The 3779-nt window shown below is 70.5% G+C and carries 5 protein-coding genes; 1 reads left to right on the top strand and 4 read right to left on the bottom strand.

Going from position 1 to position 3779, the window contains the following annotated elements:
- From PKY62_RS12545 to PKY62_RS12560, 4 genes are all read right to left on the bottom strand, one after another.
- Positions 1–279: SRPBCC family protein (locus PKY62_RS12545; RefSeq protein WP_324537466.1), on the bottom strand; the 279-nt coding region annotated here is incomplete at its 3' end.
- Positions 276–1547 (bottom strand): class I SAM-dependent methyltransferase, encoded by a 1272-nt coding sequence (locus PKY62_RS12550; protein ID WP_324537468.1) that lies wholly within the window; start codon positions 1545–1547, stop codon positions 276–278. The genes PKY62_RS12550 and PKY62_RS12545, both read right to left, overlap by 4 nt.
- Positions 1544–2311 carry a DUF1365 domain-containing protein gene (locus PKY62_RS12555; protein ID WP_324537470.1) on the bottom strand — a complete coding sequence of 256 codons (768 nt, stop codon included), beginning with the start codon at positions 2309–2311 and terminating at the stop codon, positions 1544–1546. Before PKY62_RS12555 ends, PKY62_RS12550 begins: the two co-directional genes overlap by 4 nt.
- Entirely contained in the window at positions 2308–3564 is a 1257-nt protein-coding gene (locus PKY62_RS12560; protein WP_324537472.1) for an NAD(P)/FAD-dependent oxidoreductase, read from the bottom strand. The genes PKY62_RS12555 and PKY62_RS12560 overlap by 4 nt, the downstream gene beginning before the upstream one ends.
- A 124-nt stretch (positions 3565–3688) precedes the next feature.
- Between PKY62_RS12560 and PKY62_RS13395 the strand changes: the two genes are divergently transcribed.
- On the top strand, positions 3689–3779 hold a 91-nt coding region (locus PKY62_RS13395), incomplete at its 3' end, for a MerR family DNA-binding transcriptional regulator (protein ID WP_502875847.1).

Genomic DNA, 3779 nt, shown 5'->3' on the forward strand with positions numbered 1-3779 from the left:
GACGGTGATGGTGTCGTGGCTGACCGTCGTGTCGTTGCGCCCGACGATGACGAACGTCGGCTGCTCGACGGTCTGCGTCGTGTACTCGAGCTCGACGGTGTTGCCGGCGAACTCGGAGACGTTGCGGTAGACGGTGCCGGGGCCGCCGTCACCCGCGACAAGCTCGCAGGACTTGGTGCCCGAGTCCCACTGCTCGGCGTTGCGGAAGTCGGCCAGGTAGGCGAACACCGTGTCCGGGTCCGTCGTCGTCGTCACGGTGCGTTCGATGGTCGTGGTCACTGGGCGCTCCTCCGCGCGAGTCGGATCTGCGCGACGTCCAGGTAGTGCGTCGCGAACCCCGCCTCACAGTAGGCGAGGTAGAACTCCCACATCCGCCGGAAGGTCTCGTCGAACCCCTGGGTCTGGATGGTGGGCCACTCCTGCAGGAACGTGTGCCGCCAGCGACGCAGCGTCTCGGCGTAGTCGCCCCCGAAGGCCTGCACGCGCTCGACCCGCAGGTCGGTCGCGTCGCGGGTCACCTCGCGGATGGCCTGCAACGACGGGATCAGGCCACCGGGGAAGATGTACTTCTGGATCCACCCGAAGGAACCCTTGGTGGCGAGGAGCCGGTGGTGCTCCATGAGGATGGCCTGGATGGCGACGGCGCCGCCGGGGGCGAGCAGGGCGTCGATCTGGCGGAAGTAGGTCTGCCAGTACTCCTCGCCCACGGCCTCGATCATCTCGACGCTCACGATGGCGTCGAACTGGCCGGTGACCTCGCGGTAGTCCTGCAGCCGCACCTCTACGAGGTGGGCGACGCCGGCATCCGCGATCCGCTCCAGCGCCAGCGAGCGCTGCTCGGCCGACAACGTCACCGACGTGACCGTTGCCCCCCGCAGGGCGGCCCGGATCGCGAGCTCGCCCCACCCGGTGCCGATCTCGAGCACGCGGCTGCCCTCGCGCACCCCGGCGGCGTCGAGGATGCCGTCGACCTTGCGCAGCTGCGCTTCGTGGAGATCCTGCTCGGCCAGCGGACGGCTGGGGTCGAACAGGGCCGAGCTGTAGGACATCGAGGGGTCGAGGAAGGCCGCGAACAGGTCGTTGCTGAGGTCGTAGTGGGCGCTGATGTTGCTGCGCGAGCCCTCGAGCGTGTTGCGCTGGTGGCGTGGGATGGCCCGGTCGACGACGCCGCGCATCGACAGCAGGGGCTTGGGGACGAGCGCCCCCATGCGCGCGGCGAACGGCATCAGCGCGTGCGCGAGGTCGGTGCCGGGGGCGGCCCGCCAGTCACCGGCCATGTAGGCCTCGCCGAGGCCGATCTTCGGGTGCGCCTCGAGCCGGCGGTACAAGGCCGCGGGGCGGACGACCTCGAGCACGGGTGCGGTCGCGTCGCCGCCACCCACCTCGGTGCCGTCGGGGTAGCGCAGCCGCACCGGCATCCCTGCGACGGTGGCGTGCACGACGCGCTTGGCGATCGCGCCGCGCGTCAGCACCCTCGACAGGTTGAGACCGCTCGGCAGGCTCGGTGCGGCTGAACCGAACTGCAGGTGGGGGGCTTCGGTGGTCATCGGACACTCTCCAGGGATGCTTCGGATCGGGGTCGCACGCGCAGTCGCCGGGCCCAGAGCCAGATGCCGTGCACCCGGATGAGGCCGCTGACCCGCTGGGTCATGAGGGGGTGGCGGGCCACGGTGCGCGCGACGACGGGTGCGGATGCCGGTCGCGGGGTTCCGCTGACCGTCGCGGTGACGAGGGGGTCACCGTCCACGAGCAGGCGGATCGAGACCCCGACGCGGCGCGGCGAGAGGTGGAACCGGATGGCGTAGTCGCCCTCGACGTCGTTGAACGGCGAGACGTGGAACTCCTTGGCCGTCGTGGCCCGTCCCGACGCGTCGGGGGTGAAGACGTAGGCGTGCCGACCGCCGTAGGTGTTGTGGACCTCGACGAGCACGGCGACGAGGTGCCCGTCGGCGTCGAAGCACCAGAACGCGGTCATGGGGTCGAAGGTGTGGCCGAGCACGCGGGCGTGGGCGAGCATGACGATCCGGGTCACCGAGTCGGCGCGGGCGCCCACGCCGTCGTCGCGCTCGAGGACGCGCCGGACGTTGGCCTTCAGGGCGCCGATCCCGGGGTTGTTGCCGGCCAGGTGGTCCTCGCCGCGGAACTGGGCGAACGGCCGCAGCCAGCGCGGCAGCCGGGGCAGGTCGTCGAGGTCGACGAGCCACTGGTAGTGCCGGTGGGTGAAGGAGTGGGTCAGCGGCCGGTGGCGGGTGTGGTGCACCGACCCGACGACCAGGGCCGGCAGCGGGGGCAGGTCGGCGAGGGTGCTCACCACTGCACCCCGAAGGCGGCGGCCGCCTCCACACCCGAGCGGCAGCCGTCCTCGTGGAAACCCCAGCCGTGGTAGGCCCCGGCGAAGGTGGTGCGCTCGGTGGTGAGCGAGGGCAGCCGACGCTGGGCGCGCACGGCATCCACGTCGTAGAGGGGGTGTCGGTACTGCATCGTCGCGACGACCTTCGCCGGGTCGATGCGGTCGCTGGCGTTGAGTGTGACGTAGACCGGCTCGTCGCGCGGCAGCCCCTGCAGACGGTTCATCCAGTACGTGACGACGGCGCCCTGAGCGGGGTCGGTGCCGACGAGGTAGTTCCACGAGGAGCGGGCGAGTCGGGCACGCGGCATCAGGGAGCCGTCGCGGTGCAGCACGGTCTCGTTCTGGGAGTAGCGGAACGCGCCGAGCACCTCCTTCTCGGCAGGAGTGGCGTCGGCGAGGATGCCGAGCGCGTCATCGGCGTGCAGCGCCAGGACGACCCGGTCGGCGGTCTCGGTGCGCCCGGACGCGGTGCGCAGCTCGACACCGTCCGGGGTGCGCGAGACGGCGGTGACCGCGTCGCCGGAACGCACGGACGGCAGGCGAGCGGCGATGGCGTCGACATAGGTGCGCGAGCCGCCGACGACGGTCATCCACTGGGGCGAGTCACCGACGGTGAGCATGCCGTGGTGCTCCAGGAAGCGGAACAGGTAGCGGGCGGGGTAGCCGAGCGCCTCCTCCCCGCCACTGGACCACACGCACGCGACGAGCGGCACCGCGTACAGCCGGGTGAACGCCTCGCCGAAGCCGGCGTCGCGGATGAACTCCCCGTAGGTCGTCGTGTCCTCGTCGTCGGTCTGCTCGAGAAAGGTGCGGGCGAGGGTGTGGAAACGCGTGACCGAGCGCAGCATGGCGACGAACTCGCGGTCGAGCAGCTGGCGCGGGCGGGCGAGGAAGCCCTTGACGCCCCGACCGCCGGCGTACTCGGTGCCGCTGGCCTCGTCGCGGATGCTCATCGACATCTCGGTGTCGCGGGCCTGCACCCCGAGCTCGGCGAAGAGGCGGCGCAGCAGGGGGTAGGTGCGGTCGTTGTGCACGATGAACCCGCTGTCGACGCGCAGGTCGCCGGATGCCGTCGGCACCGTGTGGGTGTGCGCGTGACCTCCCAGTCGGGGTTCGGACTCGTAGAGGGTGACGTCGTGCTCACGCGAGAGCAGGTAGGCCGCGGTCAGACCCGAGACTCCAGCCCCGATGACGGCGATGCGGTCTCGGCTCATGTCCATGACGCTAGGTCGCTCCAAACTTGTTTGTCAAATGTTTGACTAACGTTGTGTCGAGTGTTTGTCAAAACTCTGTCGCAGGTCTACGGTGGCGCTCGTGAGGAGTTCGATACCGCCGACGATGCGGATTGGTGAGCTTGCCGCCAAGGTGGGCGTGAGCACCCATGTCCTTCGGGCGTGGGAAAGCCGCTACGGGCTCTTGCGCCCGCAGC

The organism is Actinotalea sp. (genome assembly GCF_035443605.1).
Classification (GTDB): Bacteria; Actinomycetota; Actinomycetes; order Actinomycetales; family Cellulomonadaceae; genus Actinotalea.